The sequence below is a fragment of the Pedobacter psychrodurus genome (genome assembly GCF_004331735.1).
GTDB lineage: Bacteria > Bacteroidota > Bacteroidia > Sphingobacteriales > Sphingobacteriaceae > Pedobacter > Pedobacter psychrodurus.
In genome coordinates this window covers 287,099-303,055 of sequence record NZ_SJSO01000005.1, presented here as the reverse complement: position 1 = coordinate 303,055, position 15,957 = coordinate 287,099, and the positions used below count along the sequence as shown (strand labels likewise).

The window sequence follows — 15,957 nt, the reverse complement described above, 5'->3', positions numbered from 1 at the left end:
ACATCATCAAATATTAATAAACCTAGCGAAAAGAACAACAACTATCTGAATACAAGAATATTAACCATAATCAAAACAAGAATTAAACTTTTGGATTCTGGTTTGCCTATAAAAATTGAGATGTATATCATAGAATGTGATTACACGATTTATTAGGGATGATTTTCCTCGTTAACGGATGTTGACGAGGATTTTTTTTCTTTTCATTATTTAGAAAAATTTTAAATAACTTTGATTAGATAACAACCAGATAATTATAAAATCATGAAAAAAATCATTCTAAGCTTAAGTTTTTGTCTATTTACGGCATTTTCATTTGCTCAAATCGCATATACTGGTCAAAAATTTGGAGAAGAAGTTAAACCAGGCGATGTAAAGCCAGCTGCAAAGATGGAAGCTGCGATGGGGGATAAAAAAACTGTCGATATGAAAATTGAAGGCAAGGTGGTAGATGTGTGTAAGAAAAAGGGCTGCTGGATGACTTTAGAAATGCCTAATGGCGATGCAATGCGGGTAACTTTTAAAGATTATGCTTTCTTTATGCCAATGGATATTGTTGGCAAAAAAGTAGTTTTGGATGGCTTAGCGAAGAAACAAACCATCTCAGTAGAAACTTTACGCCATTATGCAGAAGACGCTAAAAAATCTCCCGAAGAAGTGGCCAAAATTACCGATCCTAAAAAAGAACTGGCCTTCGAAGCTAAAGGTGTGGTGATATTAGATAAATAAAAGAAAGTCCAGAAAGTTCGGAGACCGAAGTTAGCGGTTGGAAGGCTAGAGAGCTAAATTTTGCTAAAATAAATTACCAATAATAATATCTCTATAAGAAAGTCGTCATCTAGACTGCGTTGCACTCCGCTCGAAATGACGATATTATAAATAAGAAACCCCGATGCATATTCTGTATCGGGGTTTCTTATTTTATTGACGGTGATCTTTATATCACCCAGTTCCAACCAAATTCATCAGGTGCTAAACCGTAACGGATATCGTTTAATTTTTTAGCAATGCCATTAGAAATATGTCTGGTTGATGGGTCGGTCAATTTATAGATCTGACCATTATAGCCCATTTCGCCTACATGCGTTACTGTAGCTGCAGTACCTGCGGCAAAAGCCTCGGTTAAACTTCCGTTTTCAATTCCTTCAATTACTTCTTTAACAGAAACCCTACGTTCTTCAACTTCTACTCCGGCATCTTTAGCCAGTTTAATAATTGTATCACGTGTTACACCATCTAAAACGGTACTGCGCACTGATGGGGTAACCAGTTTACCATTAATTACAAAAAGCAAGTTAGCTGTTCCAGCTTCTTCAATAAACTCATGTGTTACCGAATCAGTCCAGATCAATTGATCGTATCCTTCTTTTTTAGCTTGCTCGAAAGGATATAACGAACGTGCATAATTTCCAGCAGTTTTGGCAAAGCCCACACCACCTTCATCTGCACGCGTAAATTCAGTTTCGATTTTAACCTTTAATGCACTGCTGTAATATGGACCCGTTGGGGTAGTTAACAAAGCAAATTTATAGGTATCAGATGCCTTAACGCCTAAGTAAGGATCCATTGCAAACATTACAGGGCGGATATATAAAGCATAATCTTCTTGATTAGGCACCCACTTCTCATCAACGTTGATCAATGTGGCCAAACCTTGCATAAAAATTTCTTCAGGAATACCTGGCATCGACATTCTTGCCGCAGATTTGTTAAAGCGTTCGAAGTTTTTATCAGCACGGAACACACTAATCCTTCCATCTGGTTGGCGATAAGCCTTTAATCCTTCGAAAATTGCCTGCCCATAATGAAGCGCAGAAATTGCTGGGCTCATCGGAATTGGGCCATAAGGAAGAATCTGTAAATTTTTCCATTCGCCTTCTTCGTAGTCGGCAGTAAACATGTGATCAGTAAAAACCTTACCGAACGGTAATTGCGAAAAATCAGTAACAGTCAAACGTGTTTGGTCTGCTTTGGTGATTTTTATATCTAATGTCTCGGTCATATTATTGAATTTTGAATGAGTGATTGATTGAAATGATTGAGTGTTTTACTCCCATATTCTCTAATTAAATAATTCGCTCATTCTGTCATTAATTATTTCGCGCAAATTAAGAAAAAACAGCCTTTTTTAATAGCTTTTTGCAATATTAATCTTTGTTTTTGAGTGTTTTAAGTACACTAAGCACCCATCCTTTACCCCACTCTTCCATTTGCTCATCAGTCCATAAGAACGGATAAAAGATTCTCTTCTGAAAACGCGGAGGCAGATACTTTTGCCAGTTGGTTCCGCCTGTTGCAGCAATATCTACCGGATCTTTCTCCAAATAACGTACAGCCGATTTGTAGTGTGATAATGGCCATTCTACATTTACATACAAATCCAGCTTACGCAACTCTTCTGCAAGCGCAGAAACATCGGCTCCATTGGCTTGTAATTGATGATATAAAGCAGAAAAATTGGTTAAAATACGGTCATTTGCCAGTTGTAGAAACTGAGCCGCATACTTCTTAATAAATTGCTTTAAGGTTAAAGTTTGCTTACCCGAAGCCAGTTCGGTTGCACCGAATTTCCAGTAAATGTTTTCGAATTGTTCTTCTATTGTTGCAGTGCTTAGTTCTGTACGTTTGGTTTTGTCTACTAACTGGATAAAATCCGTAGCACAGATCTCGATCATTCGGTACTGGCCCGATTGAAATCCACTGGCAGGCAATAACGACATACGGAATTTTAAGAACTGTTCTTTCTCCATACCATCAACCATCACCTCAAAAGAAGTAGTTAAGGCATTGAAATAAGCGTTGATCCGTTTTACACGTGCAGTAAAAAATTCGACGGTTAAATTTTCATGCTCCGCAATCTGCCTGCATTCGTGCAGTGCAAGCTTAAAATAAAGCTCGGTGATTTGATGGTACATGATGAAAATCTCTTCATCAGGAATTGGTGTTTTAGGATTCTGCAAGCTCAGCAAAGTATCCAAATGGATGTAGTCCCAATAGGTTAAGAAATCGGCATATAAAAGTCCGTCGAGGTACGATGCCATATCTTGCCCCATTGCCGTATATTTTTCTTGTAGTTGGTGTAGTTTGTCTTTTATTTCGGGTGTGAAATCCATGGTTTAAAGTTAGCTGCACAAAGGTGATAAAGATTTTGCAACAAATAACTAAATTTTATACATTTGGCATAATGGCGATGGAGTACCGCCAAAACCGCCCAAACAGGCTGATGACTCCTACGATTTTTATTTAAAATTGAATTCAAATGCCTGTTAAAAAACTAACAGAAGGATTTCTTCTGTCTATCAAACACTTTATTAAACTCGACTTCGGATTACTCCTAATCAGCACTTTAAAATGGCTGTTGATCTCTGCAATATTGGGTGGGATTATTGGTTCTGCCTCCGCTCTATTTTTAGAAACTTTAAACTGGGCAACCAATTACCGTGAGCAACACCTCTGGATTATCGCCTTTTTACCAATTGCAGGTATACTCATTGGCCTGGCTTACCATTACTGGGGTGCAGCCGTTGTAAAGGGCAACAACCTCCTGATTGAGGAATTGCAATCACCCAAAAATATGATTCCATTGGTCATGGCGCCACTCATTTTTGCGGGCACTATTATTACCCATTTATTTGGTGGATCGGCCGGAAGAGAAGGCACTGCTGTGCAAATTGGAGGAGCCTTTGCCGACCAGTTTACCAAACTATTTAAACTTAAAGCCAGAGATAGAAAAGTGATCCTCATTTGTGGCATTAGCGCTGGCTTTGCCTCGGTTTTCGGGACACCTTTGGCAGGCGCCGTATTCGGATTAGAGGTTTTTGTTATTGGAAGTTTAACATACAGCTCAATTCTACCCTCATTTATTACCGCAATTATTGCCGATTATGCATGCAAGGCCTGGGGTGTTGGTCATACCCATTATTCCATATCTCTGGTACCGGAAATGAATTCGATCAATTTATTGTTATCCTTAGGTGCAGGAATATTATTTGGACTCGTGGCAAGATCTTTCTCGGCCTTGAACCACGGTTTATCAAACCTTTTCAGCAAAATTAAATACCCACCATTACGGCCATTGATTGGCGGAATAGTTTTAATAGGCATTATTTACCTAATCGGGAATACACGATACATCGGCTTAGGCATTCCAGTTATTTCAGAATCCTTTATACAACAAGAAGCATATTATACATTTGCGATCAAATTATTTTTGACTGCATTTACCTTGAGTGCAGGGTTTAAGGGCGGCGAGGTTACTCCACTTTTCTTTATTGGGGCCACACTCGGTAGTTTTTTGAGTTTCTTTATCCCCTTACCTTTTGGGTTACTGGCAGGAATGGGCTTTGTGGCTGTTTTTGCAGGGGCAGCGAACACCCCTTTGGCTTGTATTTTTATGGGCGTAGAGTTATTTGGCACCTCATCTGGAATTTATATCGCCTTAGCCTGTGTTACTGCTTATCTATTTTCAGGCCATACGGGAATTTATCGGTCACAAACGATAGGTGCACCTAAGCATTTGTTGTTGAAGAGGCATCAGTTTTTGAGGTAGTCAAGCCCGTGGGGCGCTGGGCGAAGAGCGTTAGCAAGGTCTGGGTAGGAAATGTAATCTGCAACATTTTCTTAAATCAGCGGGAAACCATAACTAAAAGCCTCCCACTGATTCATAGATCGACGCGGAATCAATTCCATCATCCATCATCCATCTTACATTTTACATTAGTAAAGCACCCTAAACTTTATCGTATGTTCGATCTTTTTAAGCGATTTAAACAATTGTTTATCGTACTCTGCATTGATATCGGTAATGGCATAGCCAATTTCAGAATTGGTCATTAAAAACTGGCTCACAATATTGATATCATGTTTAGCAAAAACAGTATTGATTTTCGCCATAATACCTGGAACATTTTTGTGAATGTGAATTAAGCGGTGCGATTTCTCAATTTTCGGCAATTGTAAGTTCGGAAAATTGCTGCTCAGATACGTTGCTCCGGTATTCATAAAATCGGCAACCCGTTTCGGGATAAAATCGATATTACGTGGGTTATTTTTGGGATCATCGAAAACTACAATACCTTGTTTGGTACATAAATCGAGGTCTATTTTATTTTTCGCATTACCTAAATAACCGATCGTTTTTAGTTTAGCAGCATCTTTTAACTGTTCCTTATTTATTTTTTCACCATCAGCTAAAAGGATAATTCCCACATCCTTTACATATTTATCTTCAAAAGAAGTTTTATGCCTAATCGACAAACCATCATTTTTAAGGATAGAAATTGTTAAGGGGTCAACCTCACCAATTACCAGGCAAAGGATTCTATTTTTAGGATAAGAAATTGCACGGGGCAGATCGTTTACATACAAAAACTCGTCGAAGCTTGGTGTTACATGGTCTGCTTTTGAAACAATGCTTTCACGGGCAATATTCTCCGTAAATGCAAAAAACTTATTGATGATACCACTTTCGCGCAGCTGGAAATCAGAATAACCATCGCCTATACCGAATAACTCGCCTTCGAGTTTTAAATGCTGAAGTAATTTTACTTTACCACCTTCTTCACTTAAAGGATTGGCATGATCGTAATCTATAATTTTACCATCGCCAGTGGTTACAAAGGTATTGGCATAAATATTTTCCTTTTTAATGTGGTACTGGCTTACTACAGGGGTTATAAATTCCTTAAATCCGCCAGAAACAATCAGCACCTCATCCGCATGTTGCTTAAAAAATTCGGCATTACGCGAAAAAGAAGTAGATACTTTCTTTTTTAAATGTTTGATGAGTTGTTTTAAATGATCTTCATTTGCTTCAAGAAGTTTAACGCGTTGTGCTAAACTTTCGGAGAAGGAAAGTTTTCCTTCCATGGCAAAATTGGTATAATCTTCAATTTTTTGGAAAATCGCTTCTTTATCTGGGTGGTTCTTTAGCGAAATTCGGGCAAGTTCATCAAGTGCTTCTACCTGTGTAAAGGTACTATCAAAATCGATGATGTAATAGGCTTTCTGTTTGGGCATTATCTTAAATGTTGGGTAATTTCTTTTATGCTTTCGGCAACTGGCTTAAAGGTAATGCCTGTTTCCGTTTTTACTTTATTGTTATTGTAATAACTTAAGGTTAAACTGCTCTTTGCAGCATCTTTAGTTATGGAAGGTTGTTTACCAGTAAATATGGATGCAAATTTTAGCGACCTCCAGGCTATACCGAGCATCCATGATTTTGCTTCTTTTGTTGGTGCTTTAACACCAAAACCCTGCGCAATTTCACTGAACAGATCTTTATAATGATAATCATCGGCAGAAATGATATACCGTTCTCCCGAAACTTCGGCACCCATTAACAGGATCATCGATTTGGCTACATCTTCAACATCAACAAAACCAGAAGCACCATCGGTATAAAATGGAAAACCACCTTTTACCAGTTTAAAAATGGCTCCACTTCCCTCAAAGCCCGCATTTTTACCAATAATGATCGATGGATTAACAATAACAGCATCTAAACCTTCGGTAATACCCCTCCAAACCTCCATCTCGCCCTCGTATTTGGATAAACCATAGGCATGTGCTTTAGCGTCATATTCCCAAAAGTCTTTCTCGGTAATTTTATTGCCCTTTTTAGCAATGCCCAAGGCCGCAACCGAGCTTACGTGCAATAGACGGCAATTATTTTCGGCACAAAGGTTTACAATGTTCGAGGTTCCATCTATGTTTACGTGAAAAAGTTGTTTTTTATCTTTTGGGTTTAAGGATACAAATGCAGCGCAATGGTAAACTTTGGTAACTCCTATAAAGGCCTCTTCCAGAGCCGATGGCTCATTAATATCAGCCTCAAACCATTCTATAAGTGGGATATTTTGGATTAGTGAAGGAATTTTAGATTTCTCCCGCCTTAAGGCCCGAATAGCTAAGCCGCTATCGGTTAACTGCTTAATTAATTCAGATCCTAAAAATCCAGTTCCTCCGGTTACCAGTATCATTTTATTTTTTTCGAGCTATATGTGGAAATACGCATTCAAAAATAGATATTTGAGCCGAGAGTTTTAAATATATGTCATTAACGGATTTCTTTTCCCCAATAAACCCCGATAGTTTTACACCCAAGCAAGGATTTTTCACAAGTCAGCTGGGGTTAAAAACGCAGATTTACACCGAATCGTTTCCCGATTTTGAGGAGCATACTTACGATTTGGCAATTTTTGGGGTACTTGATGGAAGAGGTGCTGTTAATAATGAAGGCTCTGCTTTAGCGCCTGATTATTTTAGAGAGAAATTCTACAAACTTAACGAAGGTGCTTTTAACAGCAGGATTGTCGATTTAGGTAATATTAAACACGGTGCAACCATTGCCGATACTTACATCGCCATCAAGATGGTGGTTTCTGAGCTGATCAAAAAAGACATTATTCCGATCATTATTGGTGGCGGGCAAGATTTAACCTACGGCCAATATCTGGGTTATGAAGATTTAGAGCAAAAAGTAGATCTGGTTATTATTGATAACCAATTTGATATTGGTGATGACGACAATGAGGGAATTGCTACCCGATCGGATTGTTACCTGAACAAGATTTTCTTACACCAACCCAATTACCTTTTCAATTTTAGCAATGTTGGTTATCAAACTTATTTTGTAAATCAAGAAAGTTTGAGCGTAATGGACAAATTATATTTTGATGTGCACCGTTTAGGCGAGTTTGCTCAAGATATTACTTTAACAGAGCCCATAATCCGCAATGCAAACATGATTAGCTTTGATATGGGCGCAATCCGCTCTGCCGATGCTGCTGCCAATGCGAACACCACGCCAAACGGTTTTGATGGCGAAGAAGCCTGTCGCATTGCCCGTTATGCAGGTATGAATGATAAATTGACCTCAATTGGTTTTTACGAGTTTAATCCTGCCTACGACAATAACGGACAAACAGCCTTCTTACTTGCTCAAATGGTATGGTATTTTGTGGATGGATATTATGCCCGCAAAAAGGATTTCCCGCTTACACCTAAATCACAGTTTATGATCTATCGAACCAGTTTAAAAGATGGTTCGGGAGAAATGATGTTTGTAAAAAGCAAAAAATCAGACCGTTGGTGGATGCAGGTTCCTTATCCTTCGGGACAATCTAAAAATGAACGATATCACCTTGTACCATGCAGGTATGATGATTACCAAACTGCCGTTAACGGCGAAATGCCCGATTTGTGGTGGAGAACCTATCAAAAGCTAAATTAAACTTATGTAATTCCAAAGTTGAAGCTATGTAATTCCAAAGTTGAAGCTATGTAATTTCAAAGTTGGTGTTGTATACCAATTCTTTTTGCTGTATTTTTGTTAAAACAACTAACTATGCAACAATTAGTTAAAAGACATATAACCAAATACATCCAGGCTCAGAAAAGCAAATTCCCCATAATTGCTGTTACTGGCCCACGGCAATCGGGAAAGACTACATTATTAAAAAATATATTTAGTGATTACAGATATATATCGCTTGAAAACCCCGATGCTAGAGCCTTTGCAACTGAAGATCCTAATGGTTTCTTAAATGAGTATAATCACAAGGTGATTTTTGATGAGGCACAAAGAGTTCCATTGCTTTTTTCTTATCTACAAAACATTGTTGATGAATCTAAAATAATGGGCCAGTATATTTTATCAGGTTCACAAAATTTTCACTTAATGCAGGGCATCACACAAAGTCTTGCAGGAAGAGTAGCATTATTTAAACTTTTACCATTCGATTTATCTGAGCTTAAAGCCAATGATCTACTTGACGATTCATTTGCTGAAGCTTGCGTTAAGGGTTTTTATCCTGCCATTTACGATCGTGATATAGAACCTAATGTCTATTTTTCCAATTATATACAAACCTATGTAGAAAAAGATGTTACTGAACTTCTGAATATTAAAGACTTAAAGACATTCAGAACTTTTATTGGAATATGTGCTAATCAAGCGGGACAGTTGCTTAACCTGAATGCACTGGCTAATGCATGTAATATATCGCAGCCAACAGCAAAAAACTGGCTTTCAGTTTTAGAGAGCAGTTATATTGTGTATCTCTTGCAGCCATATTACGAAAACTTTAATAAGCGCTTGGTAAAAACACCAAAACTTTACTTTTATGATTCTGGTCTATTATGCCATCTTTTAAAAATTAAAAACAGTAAGACATTAATAGGAAATAGATTAAAAGGAAATATCTTCGAGAATATGGTAATTGCAGAGTTTCAAAAGCAAAACTATCATAACTTTTTAAATAATGAATATTACTTTTGGCAAGATAGCAATACCAACGAGGTTGACTTACTCCTGCCAACAGACAACGGTTTTTCCGCATTTGAAATCAAAGCAACGCAAACCATTACTTCTGATTTATTTAAAAACCTGGATAAATTTGAGTTAAATGCCAGCCCCAAAAAGGTAGAGAAAACATTAATTTATGGAGGATTAGAAAACCAAAAACGAAGCCTGTATAAAGCTTTGAGCTGGAAGTCTATAAAATAAAGGTTTACGCTATTATAAATAATCTATCATAATTTTACACAGCGATTTACGTTTTAGCGGTACAGATTTATATATTTGAACAGGATTAAACTAACCTCATGAAAAAAATATTATTATCTGCAATGGCATTATTGCCGCTTGCAGTTTTAGCACAAAAGCCATTTACAGTTAACGGCGATATAAAAGGACTAAAAACCGGAGATAAGGTTTATCTGATCTATCAAGGTGATGACAAAAACATTACTGATTCTACAACAGTGACAAACGGTGCTTTTGCATTTAAAGGAACATTGTTGAGCCCAGCACAAGGAAGTCTTTTCTTAAACAAAAACCCTTATGTAAACCGCCCGGCAGAAGGCGAAAAATTAGATGCTTTATCGCTTTATCTAGAGCCAGGAAATATAAAACTAGCCGCAGCAGATTCATTAAAAAAAGCAACAATTACCGGTTCACTTGTTAATGATGATGCAGCGAAATTAAAAGCATTAACGAAGCCGGTAACAGATAAGCTTGCGGCAATTAATGCAGAATATGCGGCTTATACACCAGAGCAAAAACAAGATAAGGCCGTTATGGGGGCTTTAGGTGCTCGTTATGAAAAAGAGGCTGCAGGAATGTCTCCATTATTATTACAGTACGCAAACAGCAACCCAAAATCATTTATCAGCCTAAGCGCAATTAGTCAATTGGCTTCAGATCCAGATCAGGCGGCAGCTGCAGAAAAGGCATTTGTTGGATTGTCACCAGAATTGAAAGCAACAGCAAACGGTAAAAAAATCGCGCAATTATTTGATGCTGGAAGAAAAACAGCAGTGGGGGCGATGGCTATGGACTTTACCCAAGTTGATACCGCAGGAAAACCTGTTAAATTATCCGATTTTAAAGGTAAATATGTGCTCGTAGATTTTTGGGCATCATGGTGTGGTCCGTGCCGCAACGAAAACCCAAATGTTGTAGTGGCTTACAATAAATTTAAAGATAAAGGCTTTACCATCCTAGGTGTTTCATTAGATGGAGGAAGTACCAGAACAAATAAAGCTGCATGGCAAAAAGCCATTGAAGCAGACAAATTAACCTGGACACATGTATCTGATTTAAAGGGATGGAACAATGAAGTAGCCCAAATGTATGGTATCCGATCAATTCCAGCCAATTTCTTAATTGATCCAACAGGTAAAATTATTGCTAAAGGATTAAGAGAACAAGCTCTACAAGATAAACTTCAAGAATTATTGGGAAGTAAATCGAAATAAGAATTAAAAGAGAAAGTCCCGATTAAAACCGGGACTTTCTTTGTTTTATAGGAAAACGTATTACGCAGATTTTAAGAAATCCAATACGTTAATAAAATAATTTTCAAGTCCTTCGTAAGGATCTTCTCCTGGAATCCACGATGCGAATTTCCAATATTCCCAATCTGCATTTTCGATTACCGGTGGGATTAAAAGAAAATATTGTTCTTCTGTTAAGCCACCGATTACAATACTTCTAGCCAGTTTAATTGCTACCTCAAGCAATTCGATGTTTTCAATCCAGACTTCGATCAACTGTGGATCAACATCCTTTAGAAATGCTACATCACTTATTTTGGAAAACGATGGATCGACGTTTTCATTTGGCGTAGTAAACCCATTGGTAATCAATAGAAAATCTTTATAATCACTTGGTAACGTTACACCCAATCTTGCTTCAGCCTCTTGTATTTCGGCTAATGTGGCAGGTTGGTTGCCTAGCCATTTTGCTTCGGTCTGCTCGGTCGTAAAACTAAACTCTCCTTGTTTAATTGCCGTTTCGGAAATCTTCTTAAGTACTTTTTTCAACTTATATCTTTTTAAACCAAGTCAAACCCGATATCTTCTCTAAAATATTTCCCGTCGAAATAAATTCTGCCAGCATCAGCAGTTGCCGATTGTAAAGCAGTAAACAAATCTTTCTGCAAACTGGTAATGGCAATTACCCTTCCTCCATTTGTTTTCACTACATCATTTTCTAACAATGTTCCGGCATGGAATGCATTCGAATGGCGTAAGTTTTCGATTCCAGTAATGGCTTTGCCTTTCAGGTAATCGCCTGGGTAACCACCTGCCACAATCATTACGGTAGCTGCTGTTTGCTCGGAAATAACCAAACTTACCTGATTTAACTGTTTGTTGGCCGTAGCTAAAAACAGCTCTACCAAGTCGTTTTCAACTCTGGGGATCACACTCTCTGTTTCAGGATCGCCCATACGTGCATTGTACTCGATTACAAATGGCTCTTCTCCTACTTTAATTAGTCCGAAAAAGATGAAACCTGTATAATCGATATTATCTTTCTTCAGGCCCTCAACTGTAGGCTTAATAATCCGCTCTTCTACTTTAGCCAAAAATTCTGGTGTGGCAAAAGGAACCGGAGAAACCGAGCCCATGCCACCAGTATTTAAACCGGTATCGTTCAAGCCAATCCGTTTATAATCTTTAGCTGAAGGAAGTGTGATATAATTTTCACCATCAGTTAAAATAAATACCGAAAGTTCTATTCCGCTTAAAAATTCTTCGATTACAACCGTTGCACCGGCCGCACCAAATTTACCGCCAAGCATCAGTTTTAATTCTTCCTGAGCTTCGATGGTTTCGGTACAGATTAATACACCTTTACCCGCAGCCAAACCATCAGCCTTTAAAACAACTGGCAATGCATGGTTTTGCAGATAAGCCAAGCCATCTTCTAAAGTTTCGGGCGTGAAAGATTTTGAAGCCGCAGTTGGAATACCATGACGCTCCATAAACTGTTTAGAGAAATCTTTACTTCCTTCTAAAATAGCACCTTCTTTTTTTGGTCCGACAACCGGGATGTGCGCAATGGCTTTATCAGCAAGGAAGAAATCGTGAATACCGTTTACCAAAGGTTCTTCAGGACCTACTACAACGAGTTCGATGTTTTCGGTAAGCACTACTTTTTTAATGGCATCAAAATCGTTTACATTGATGTTGATGTTTGTACCATAAGCTCCTGTACCACCGTTACCTGGAGCAATAATTAGTTTATCGCAGTGCGAAGACTGGCTCATTTTCCAAGCGAATGCGCTTTCTCTGCCGCCTGAACCTAAAAGTAAGATATTCATATCGGCAAAGATAATATTTTACCATCAAGTAGCCCAGTATGAAGTGGTAAGACTTTACGATAAAGCGCCTTTGCTTTAAACTGTTCAGTATTTAAAAAAAATAAAGAGGAATACGAAACTAAAATATGCCCAAAGAATAGAAAACATGGCATGGACGGTGGTTTCGAATAGCTTACCTTTCCATAGATCCTTGGAGTAAACAAAAAATTGGATAAAGAATCTCGTAATCCAAAATAAACCCAAACCGAGCGATATTTTTCTTCCAAGATCAGTCTGTATTAATTCATTTGATGAGGTTAAACAGAGTAACCCCATTAAAAATACGGTAAGCGCAACAAAAAATGTATGTACCAGCATCATCTGCCTGTTTATTAAACTCAGTAATTTAAGTTCAGTTTGCCAATTAAAATATTTGGGGAAAATGACGTGAATAAATGCCAATGCGATTAGAAGTGCACCAACTATTAATAAGTGTATCTGCATTAAATTAAGGGCAACAATTAAAAATAGACATAAATGGTGTGAATTTCGTTTCAGAAAAGGAAGAAAAACCTGCGGCTTCAAATGCTTTTTGCCAAACTCCTCTTGAGAAAAAATGAGTAAAACCAATAGAGAAGGCCATAAAATTAGGTAAATCTCGTAAATGTTCTACCATAATTACCTTACCAGTTGGTTTACATAACCTATAACATTCTTTTAAAAAAACGATCTTTTCCTGCTGTGATCTTATTTCATGCGCAGCCGACAACAGAAATATGATATCGACGGATTTATCGGGCAAAGGAATCAAATCCGTTGTGATCTGCCTTGTATCAGGAAATAGTAAGCTTACTTTTCTTGCTCTGATTATTGCATGTTCTGTATGTTGTTCAGGATTGTAAAAATCGAAAACTTTTAAAGTTGCTTGCGGAAAATGGTCTTTAAGAATGAAGCTTGTTTCATCAAACCCTGCATTAATATTTAAGATTAAATCTGGACTAGAATTGGAAATACCAGTTTTCTTTAGCCAGTCGAAATTATAATATCCAGAAAAATCATAAACATATGCAGACACTATTAATGGCATTAAAAGACCATAAAGAAAAGCCAAAATGATTATCCAAAATAAGGTAGCAGACCATGGCATTAATACTTGACTAATTACCACTAACAATAAAGCGATAACACCAAATATGTAAAAATGCCTGTTAAAACTTAAAATGTTTAACACACCCTGAAATTTTCTTCTTTTTATTTCCATTTTTCAATTTTTCCGCTTTTCCAATAATAAGGGATGTTTTGAATGTCAAAGGCATTTGCTAAAATCGGGTCTTTTAGATTCAAGGAATTTAAAAATCCAAAGTTATAATTGGCAATTTTAATCGGGGCTGGTTGCCAGTTTTGCCTAACACCCTCTATAATTAAAACTTCTTTGTTTTTTTTGTTGTAGGTAAATGTAAAGGGTAAAGGTCCGGCAAATCTTCTGGCTTCTTTCCAATCGGCAAATGGCGAATTTTCAGGCAAAGCAACTTCATGATCTGTTTTATCTATTATGATTTTAAAATTAGATTTGGCTGAAGTAATTTCTTTAGTATTTTCCTTCTCAAATAGCGCAATATCAGTTGTGCTATAATTATAATGAGTAAAAATATTTCCCATAAACTCCATTTTCTTTTTATTAGTTTCTGATTTTAAAATATACAGACCACGTAAGCTTTTTCCGGCTTTGTTCGTATAACGGACAAATACGCGATAACCGATAAGAAAAAAGTCGTTCCCCATAAATTGGGGGAAGCCTTTGGGTCGCAAATTTTTAGTTTGAACCATGGCAATGGCAATGAAAGCCCATTTATCGTTAAAGGTATCCAACGTTAAGCATTCAGGAATAAGATTCTCTAACTCTGCTTTTGGGACAGCAAACGTTAATACAAGAGAATTCTCAAAAAATGCGTCGACTGCAAATGGGTGGTTTTTTAGAAATGAGAACATGATGCTTGCTGCGTTATTTTTTGTTTAAATAAAACCCATTGATAAACACAACCAGAATAAATATAAATGCAAAAAGTGAATTGAATTTTCCCCAAAGCAATAAATCTGGCGCCAACATAAATTCGATGACATTCATTGTAGCAACTATTACAATCTGAACAATAGCATTAAGCTTGGTTTTGAAATTACTCAAAATCCAGATTGCCATAACAATCTCTGATATGCCTATAAGAACTGTAAAGCTATGACTATGGTTAGCGTTTAAAATTCTTGCAACGATCTGTTCATGGCGAGGCACAAGGCCTAATACCTTGCAAAACAATCCGTTTGCAAGCCAAACCAATGCAATAAACCAAGTAAGTATTCTTTGTGGTAATAATTGATTATTGCGATTGGTTAAATTTACCATATTGCATTATTTGGCGCTTCTTGTCATTTGCTCAAGCATATCCCACATTTCGTTCGGGATTGCCTCTAAGCCATTCATCTGGCCTGCTCCCTGCAACCATTCACCGCCATCAATGGTAATTACTTCGCCATTAATATATCCTGAGAAATCGCTCACCAGAAATGCTGCTAAATTGGCAAGTTCCTGATGATCGCCGACTCTTTTTAGTGGTACGCGATTTTTAAAATCGAATTTTTTTGCTAAATCGCCGGGCAATAAACGCTCCCAGGCACCTTTGGTTGGAAACGGACCCGGAGCAATCGCATTGGTACGGATACCATATTTACCCCATTCTACGGCTAAAGATCTTGTTAGTGCTAAAACACCACCTTTTGCACAGGCCGAAGGTACAACATAGGCTGAGCCTGTAAAAGCGTAAGTGGTAATTATATTTAAAACTGTTGCAGCTTGTTTTTCTTTAATCCAATGTTTACCAAAGGTAAGTGTACAGTTAACCGTTCCTTTTAAAACAATATCGATAATTGATGAAAACGCATTAGCCGATAGCCGTTCGGTTGGAGATATAAAATTACCTGCAGCATTATTCAGTAATACATGAACCGAACCAAATCTTTCTAAAGTTTTGGCCAGTACGTTTTCTACCTGCGCTACTTCTCTAACATCACACGCAACTGCCAATACTTTGCCGCCTGTTTTTTCTTCCATTTCATCGGCAGTTTTTTGCAGTACATCCTGTTTTCTGCTCGTAATTACGATGTTGGCACCTAACTTTAAGAAATATACGCCCATCGCTTTTCCCAATCCTGTTCCACCGCCTGTAATAACAATGGTTTTTCCTTTTAAAGCGTCTTCTCTGAGCATTGGTGCGTTATAACTGAACATAGCGGTGATTGGTTATTAGGTTAATTGTTGGAATGGTTAAATTATTGGGAATTGCTAACTGTTTAGCCTGGGTAATCGCCAAGTTGT

Annotated in this window: 15 protein-coding genes and 1 riboswitch; of the genes, 5 read left to right on the top strand and 10 right to left on the bottom strand. The window is 37.5% G+C overall.

From position 1 onward, the window contains the following. The first annotated feature begins 264 nt into the window (after positions 1-264). The gene (locus EZ456_RS08125; protein WP_131529046.1) at positions 265-729 is read left to right on the top strand and encodes a DUF4920 domain-containing protein; all 465 of its coding nucleotides are present in this window, start codon (positions 265-267) and stop codon (positions 727-729) included. 208 nt (positions 730-937) lie between these two features. Here the strand turns inward: EZ456_RS08125 and EZ456_RS08120 are convergent, their stop codons facing one another. Continuing rightward, entirely contained in the window at positions 938-2,002 is a 1,065-nt protein-coding gene (locus EZ456_RS08120; RefSeq protein WP_131529044.1) for a branched-chain amino acid aminotransferase, read from the bottom strand. A 145-nt stretch (positions 2,003-2,147) separates the two neighbouring features. After that, positions 2,148-3,113, bottom strand: a complete 966-nt coding sequence (locus tag EZ456_RS08115) for a tryptophan 2,3-dioxygenase family protein (RefSeq protein WP_131529042.1) — start codon at positions 3,111-3,113, stop codon at positions 2,148-2,150. Between the two features lie 64 nt (positions 3,114-3,177). Beyond that, positions 3,178-3,240: riboswitch (Fluoride riboswitch) on the top strand. 19 nt (positions 3,241-3,259) lie between these two features. Here EZ456_RS08115 and EZ456_RS08110 point away from each other — a divergent pair. Then, on the top strand, positions 3,260-4,549 hold the full coding sequence (locus tag EZ456_RS08110; RefSeq protein ID WP_131529040.1) for a voltage-gated chloride channel family protein: 1,290 nt from the start codon (positions 3,260-3,262) through the stop codon (positions 4,547-4,549). Positions 4,550-4,716: 167 nt separating this feature from the next. Here the strand turns inward: EZ456_RS08110 and EZ456_RS08105 are convergent, their stop codons facing one another. Together EZ456_RS08105 and EZ456_RS08100 are read right to left on the bottom strand one after the other, a co-directional pair. After that, positions 4,717-6,018 carry an HAD-IB family phosphatase gene (locus tag EZ456_RS08105; protein ID WP_131529038.1) on the bottom strand — a complete coding sequence of 434 codons (1,302 nt, stop codon included), beginning with the start codon at positions 6,016-6,018 and terminating at the stop codon, positions 4,717-4,719. Beyond that, positions 6,018-6,980, bottom strand: a complete 963-nt coding sequence (locus EZ456_RS08100; protein ID WP_131529036.1) for an NAD-dependent epimerase/dehydratase family protein — start codon at positions 6,978-6,980, stop codon at positions 6,018-6,020. Before EZ456_RS08100 ends, EZ456_RS08105 begins: the two co-directional genes overlap by 1 nt. Positions 6,981-7,051: 71 nt before the next feature. On the opposite strand from EZ456_RS08100, the gene EZ456_RS08095 reads away from it, so the two are divergent. The 3 genes from EZ456_RS08095 (at position 7,052) to EZ456_RS08085 (ending at position 10,761) form a co-directional block, all read left to right on the top strand. Then, positions 7,052-8,233, top strand: coding sequence for a formimidoylglutamase (locus tag EZ456_RS08095; protein ID WP_131529034.1), 1,182 nt, complete (start codon positions 7,052-7,054; stop codon positions 8,231-8,233). Between the two features lie 114 nt (positions 8,234-8,347). Beyond that, on the top strand, positions 8,348-9,508 hold the full coding sequence (locus EZ456_RS08090) for an ATP-binding protein (protein WP_131529032.1): 1,161 nt from the start codon (positions 8,348-8,350) through the stop codon (positions 9,506-9,508). A 98-nt stretch (positions 9,509-9,606) separates the two neighbouring features. Further along, positions 9,607-10,761, top strand: a complete 1,155-nt coding sequence (locus tag EZ456_RS08085; RefSeq protein WP_131529030.1) for a TlpA disulfide reductase family protein — start codon at positions 9,607-9,609, stop codon at positions 10,759-10,761. Between the two features lie 60 nt (positions 10,762-10,821). Here the strand turns inward: EZ456_RS08085 and EZ456_RS08080 are convergent, their stop codons facing one another. The 6 genes from EZ456_RS08080 to EZ456_RS08050 form a co-directional block, all read right to left on the bottom strand. Next, positions 10,822-11,328, bottom strand: a complete 507-nt coding sequence (locus tag EZ456_RS08080; RefSeq protein WP_131529028.1) for an SMI1/KNR4 family protein — start codon at positions 11,326-11,328, stop codon at positions 10,822-10,824. Between the two features lie 11 nt (positions 11,329-11,339). Beyond that, positions 11,340-12,611 carry a phosphoribosylamine--glycine ligase gene (purD, locus tag EZ456_RS08075; RefSeq protein ID WP_131529026.1) on the bottom strand — a complete coding sequence of 424 codons (1,272 nt, stop codon included), beginning with the start codon at positions 12,609-12,611 and terminating at the stop codon, positions 11,340-11,342. Between the two features lie 487 nt (positions 12,612-13,098). Then, positions 13,099-13,851 carry a methyltransferase domain-containing protein gene (locus EZ456_RS08065; protein ID WP_131529022.1) on the bottom strand — a complete coding sequence of 251 codons (753 nt, stop codon included), beginning with the start codon at positions 13,849-13,851 and terminating at the stop codon, positions 13,099-13,101. After that, the gene (locus tag EZ456_RS08060; protein WP_131529020.1) at positions 13,842-14,579 is read right to left on the bottom strand and encodes a DUF2071 domain-containing protein; all 738 of its coding nucleotides are present in this window, start codon (positions 14,577-14,579) and stop codon (positions 13,842-13,844) included. The genes EZ456_RS08065 and EZ456_RS08060 overlap by 10 nt, the downstream gene beginning before the upstream one ends. A gap of 13 nt (positions 14,580-14,592) precedes the next feature. Continuing rightward, on the bottom strand, positions 14,593-14,988 hold the full coding sequence (locus EZ456_RS08055) for a DoxX-like family protein (protein ID WP_131529018.1): 396 nt from the start codon (positions 14,986-14,988) through the stop codon (positions 14,593-14,595). Positions 14,989-14,994: 6 nt separating this feature from the next. Continuing rightward, positions 14,995-15,870 (bottom strand): SDR family oxidoreductase, encoded by an 876-nt coding sequence (locus EZ456_RS08050; protein ID WP_131529016.1) that lies wholly within the window; start codon positions 15,868-15,870, stop codon positions 14,995-14,997. Positions 15,871-15,957: the final 87 nt, after the last annotated feature.

Coding starts and splice junctions, on each gene's coding strand:
- EZ456_RS08125 (WP_131529046.1), top strand. CDS start 265: ATGAAAAAAATCATTCTAAGCTTAAGTTTTTGTCTATTTACGGCATTT.
- EZ456_RS08120 (WP_131529044.1), bottom strand. CDS start 2,002: ATGACCGAGACATTAGATATAAAAATCACCAAAGCAGACCAAACACGT.
- EZ456_RS08115 (WP_131529042.1), bottom strand. CDS start 3,113: ATGGATTTCACACCCGAAATAAAAGACAAACTACACCAACTACAAGAA.
- EZ456_RS08110 (WP_131529040.1), top strand. CDS start 3,260: ATGCCTGTTAAAAAACTAACAGAAGGATTTCTTCTGTCTATCAAACAC.
- EZ456_RS08105 (WP_131529038.1), bottom strand. CDS start 6,018: ATGCCCAAACAGAAAGCCTATTACATCATCGATTTTGATAGTACCTTT.
- EZ456_RS08100 (WP_131529036.1), bottom strand. CDS start 6,980: ATGATACTGGTAACCGGAGGAACTGGATTTTTAGGATCTGAATTAATT.
- EZ456_RS08095 (WP_131529034.1), top strand. CDS start 7,052: ATGTCATTAACGGATTTCTTTTCCCCAATAAACCCCGATAGTTTTACA.
- EZ456_RS08090 (WP_131529032.1), top strand. CDS start 8,348: ATGCAACAATTAGTTAAAAGACATATAACCAAATACATCCAGGCTCAG.
- EZ456_RS08085 (WP_131529030.1), top strand. CDS start 9,607: ATGAAAAAAATATTATTATCTGCAATGGCATTATTGCCGCTTGCAGTT.
- purD (WP_131529026.1), bottom strand. CDS start 12,611: ATGAATATCTTACTTTTAGGTTCAGGCGGCAGAGAAAGCGCATTCGCT.
- EZ456_RS08065 (WP_131529022.1), bottom strand. CDS start 13,851: ATGGAAATAAAAAGAAGAAAATTTCAGGGTGTGTTAAACATTTTAAGT.
- EZ456_RS08060 (WP_131529020.1), bottom strand. CDS start 14,579: ATGTTCTCATTTCTAAAAAACCACCCATTTGCAGTCGACGCATTTTTT.
- EZ456_RS08055 (WP_131529018.1), bottom strand. CDS start 14,988: ATGGTAAATTTAACCAATCGCAATAATCAATTATTACCACAAAGAATA.
- EZ456_RS08050 (WP_131529016.1), bottom strand. CDS start 15,870: ATGTTCAGTTATAACGCACCAATGCTCAGAGAAGACGCTTTAAAAGGA.